General features: G+C 72.0%; 4 protein-coding genes. All 4 read left to right on the top strand.

Annotated elements, in window-relative coordinates; translation table 11 throughout:
• A partial coding sequence (locus tag ACTIR_RS0113485; protein ID WP_026454677.1) for a DUF3152 domain-containing protein occupies window positions 1-990 on the top strand: 990 nt, incomplete at its 5' end.
• Between the two features lie 103 nt (window positions 991-1,093).
• Entirely contained in the window at window positions 1,094-2,275 is a 1,182-nt protein-coding gene (moeZ, locus tag ACTIR_RS0113480; protein WP_026454676.1) for an adenylyltransferase/sulfurtransferase MoeZ, read from the top strand.
• A gap of 221 nt (window positions 2,276-2,496) precedes the next feature.
• Window positions 2,497-3,276, top strand: coding sequence for a TIGR02569 family protein (locus tag ACTIR_RS0113475; RefSeq protein ID WP_233345907.1), 780 nt, complete (start codon window positions 2,497-2,499; stop codon window positions 3,274-3,276).
• 218 nt (window positions 3,277-3,494) lie between these two features.
• The coding region (locus tag ACTIR_RS23280) for a molybdopterin oxidoreductase family protein (protein ID WP_267879489.1) at window positions 3,495-4,037 on the top strand (543 nt) is incomplete at its 3' end.

The raw sequence follows: 4,037 nt of genomic DNA, 5'->3' as shown, positions 1-4,037 counted from the left end.
AAGGACCGCACCGAGCCGTTGCGGGCGTCCTGGCGCCCGACCTCGGACGACGCGGGCGGGCGGCGTCCCGGCGGGCGGTCCGGACTCCGCAGGCTCACCGCGACCTACGGCTGGCGGGTGCTCCTGGTTCCGGTGCTCGTGGTGGTCACCGCGCTGGTGGTGGTGGACACGACGAGCGGCGGCGGGCCCCTCGGCGGAGGGCCGTCGGCGGCGGAGGGCACGAACACGGGCGGGGCCGACGGCACCGCCGGTGCCGGGGACGAGCCGGTCGTCGAGGAGAACCCCGCCGAGCCGATCGACCTGGACATCCCGACCGCGGAACTGCCCGAGGGCGGTGCGTACACCGAGGAGGGGGAGGGCACCTGGCAGGTCGTTCCGCTGGGGGAGGGTGACGGCGACCGGGTCGGGGAGGCCGAACCGCTCTACACCTACACGGTCGAGGTGGAGGACGGTCTCGATCCGGCCAGCTTCGCCGGGGCCGACAGCTTCGCCGCCGTGGTGGAGGGGACGCTGTCCGACCCGCGCAGCTGGGCGGGGACGGGTGACGTCTCGCTGCAGCGGGTGGGTGAGGACGCACCCGACCCCGACTTCCGGGTCAGCCTGACCAGCCCGGCGACGACGAAGCAGCCGGGCATGTGCGGGTCGGCCATCCCGTACGAGGCGTCCTGCAACCTCGGCGGGCAGATCGACCGGGTGGTGATCAATCTCGCCCGCTACGTCCGCGGGGCGCTCGCCTTCGACGCGGACCTGACCGGGTACCGCCAGTACGTCATCAATCACGAGGTCGGCCACGCGCTCAGGCACGGCCATGTCGGCTGCGCCACCGACGGGGAGCTGGCGCCGGTGATGATGCAGCAGACGTTCGGGGTGGCCAACGACTACGTGTCGGAGTTGAACAGCCGCGCCGGTGGTGACCCGGACTCCGTGCCGGCCGACGGGAAGACCTGCGAGCCGAACGCCTGGCCGAACCCCCAGGCGAAGCGGGAGTGACCCGCCGCGGCCCGTCGGTTGTCCATCATGTGGACGGGGGAAGAGCTGATCTCCGTTCGTGGTTATGAATAGGGCAACCGCGAACGCGCCAGATGGAGGTTCCATGTCAGCCACGCTGCCGCCGCTCGTCGAGCCGGCCGCCGAACTCACCAAGGAGGAGGTCGCGCGCTACAGCCGGCACCTCATCATTCCGGACGTCGGGATGGACGGGCAGAAGCGGCTGAAGAACGCGAGGGTGCTGATCATCGGTGCCGGTGGGCTGGGGAGCCCGGCGCTGCTGTACCTCGCGGCCGCGGGGGTCGGCACCCTCGGGGTGATCGACTTCGACGTCGTCGACGAGTCGAACCTGCAACGCCAGGTGATCCACGGCCAGTCGGACATCGACAAGTCCAAGGCCGTCTCGGCGAAGGAGTCGGTCGCCGAGATCAACCCGTACGTGCACATGCGCCTGCACGAGGAGCAGCTGTCCAGCGAGAACGCTCTGGACGTGTTCCGTGACTACGACCTGATCCTGGACGGGACGGACAACTTCTCGACCCGGTACCTGGTCAACGACGCGGCCGTGCTGCTGGGCAAGCCCTACGTGTGGGGGTCGATCTTCCGCTTCGAGGGCCAGGTGAGCGTCTTCTGGGAGGACGCGCCGAACGGGCAGGGCCTGAACTACCGCGACCTCTACCCCGAGCCGCCGCCTCCCGGCATGGTGCCCTCCTGCGCCGAGGGCGGTGTGCTGGGCGTGCTCTGCGCCTCGATCGGTTCGATCATGGTCACCGAGGCGGTGAAGCTGATCACCGGGATCGGTGACCCGCTGCTCGGCAGGCTGATCAGCTACGACGCGCTGGACATGCGCTATCGCGAGGTCAAGATCCGCAAGGATCCGGACACGCCGAAGGTCACCGAGCTGCTCGACGACTACGACGCCTTCTGCGGTGTGGTCTCGGACGACGCGCAGCAGGCCGCCGCCGGGCACACGCTGACCCCGGCGGAACTGAAGGCCAAGTTCGACGCCGGTGAGGACTTCGAGCTGATCGACGTCCGCGACCCGCACGAGTACGACATCGTCAACATCAAGGGCGCCAGGCTGATCCCGAAGGACCGCATCCTGTCCGGGGAGGCCCTGGCCGAACTGCCGCAGGACAAGCCGATCGTGCTGCACTGCAAGTCGGGGGCCCGCTCGGCGGAGGCGCTCTCGGCGCTGCACAAGGCGGGTTTCGCCGACGCCACCCACCTCGGTGGCGGCGTCCTCGGCTGGGCCAACCAGGTGGACCCGAGCCTGCCCACCTACTGATCCGTCGCCGCCGGATCCGGCTCCGGCGCAACCGCGGTCGCTCGGGGAGCGGCACCGGCCCGCCGGGCGGTGCCGCTCCCCACCGCGTGGTACGGCCCGGCACGCCGGAGCGGTTGCCGGGTGCGGGCGGGTGACCGGGGTACTGTCGCCGCGTGGGTCTCGGGCCGCCACCGGATCACGTGTGCCGGGCGTTCGGGCTCAGCGTCGACGACGCTGAGCCGATGCCCGATGGCCGGGGGGGATGGCGGTGTGGCGGGGTCGTGCTGGAGCCGGTGCGCGACCGCGCGCACGCGGTGTGGGTGTCGCGGACCATGGCCGCGCTCGACTCCGCGGTCGAGCACACCGAGCTGCGGATCGCGCGGCCCGTCGTCGCGGGGGACGGCCGCTGGGTGATCGGTGGCTGGCGTGCCCGCAGACACCTGGCGGGGGACGTCGGTGTGGACGCGGAGTGCGGCGTGCTCACCGCCGTCCGGTTGCACCAGACCACGGCGACGCTGCCCCACCCGGACACGACGCTGCCCCGCCCGGACCCGCTGCCCCGCCCGGACATCCCGGGCGCGGGGGACGCGACCGCGACCCTCGCCGAGCGGTTGGCGTGGGGGGAGGCGCACCGATCACTGGACGAGGAGCGGGGCGGCCGACTGTTCGAGATCCTGGCCCCGTCGCGGCGGCCCACGTCGTCGCCGGACCAGCTGGTCCACGGTGATCTGTTCGGGATGTTGTGCTCCGACGGGGATTCGTCCGTGCCGGGGCTGGTGGATTTCACCCCGCACGTGCGTCCTGCCGAGTGGGGGACCGCCCTGGTGGCGGTGGACGCCCTCGTGCACGGCGCCGCGGACGGCACGCTGCTGCGGCACTGGTCGCACCTGCCGGAGTGGCCCCAGATGCTGCTGCGCGCGCTGCTCTACCGCCTGGCCGGACACGCCCTCACCCCGCACTCCCCGGAAACCACCCTGGACGCCCTCCGCCGCACCGCCACCGAGATCACCGACCTCCTGTGACGAACCCCGGTCACCCTGCGTGTTGCCGTGAAGGGCACCTTCCCTGCGTGTGACGCAGTGAATGTGCCCCTCGCTGCACTCAGCGCAGGCAAGGTGCCCTTCACGGCAACACCCCGCGAGAGGGAGGGGGATGTCGTGTGCGGGAAACGTGGGGACATGTGGGGGTAACAGTGGGTGGTTAGCGTCGCCGGCGTCGCCGAGTCGTGGGAGGTGCCGGGGTGACGTCGACGGGGACCGGGACGACGCAGGGGGCGGGTGGGCGCGGGGCGTCCGCTGCCGACACGCACTGTCCGTACTGCGCGTTGCAGTGCGGCATGACGGTGACGGAGCGGGGGACGGTCTCACCCCGCGAGTTCCCCGCCAACGGGGGAGGGCTGTGCCGCAAGGGCTGGACGTCGGGGGAACTGCTGCGCTCCCCGGCCCGGCTCACCACCCCGCTCGTGCGCCGGGACGGGCAGCTCCGGCCCACCCGCTGGGACGACGCGCTCGACGTCGTGTCCACGCGGCTGCGGGACCTCCGTGCGCGGCACGGCGCCGACGCGGTGGCCGTGTTCGGCGGCGGCGGACTGACGAACGAGAAGAGTTACCTGCTCGGCAAGTTCGCCCGCGTCGCCCTGGGCACCTCCCGCATCGACTACAACGGACGGTTCTGCATGTCGTCGGCCGCGGCGGCCTCCACGGCGGCCTTCGGTGTCGACCGCGGGCTGCCGTTCCCGATGACCGACCTCGCCGACGCCGACGTGGTGCTGCTGGTGGGCGCG

The organism is Saccharomonospora iraqiensis subsp. iraqiensis, from assembly GCF_000430445.1.
In the GTDB taxonomy this organism is placed as follows: domain Bacteria; phylum Actinomycetota; class Actinomycetes; order Mycobacteriales; family Pseudonocardiaceae; genus Saccharomonospora; species Saccharomonospora iraqiensis.
Note: the sequence above shows the minus strand (reverse complement) of the source record. Positions and strands in the feature narration are given on the sequence as shown.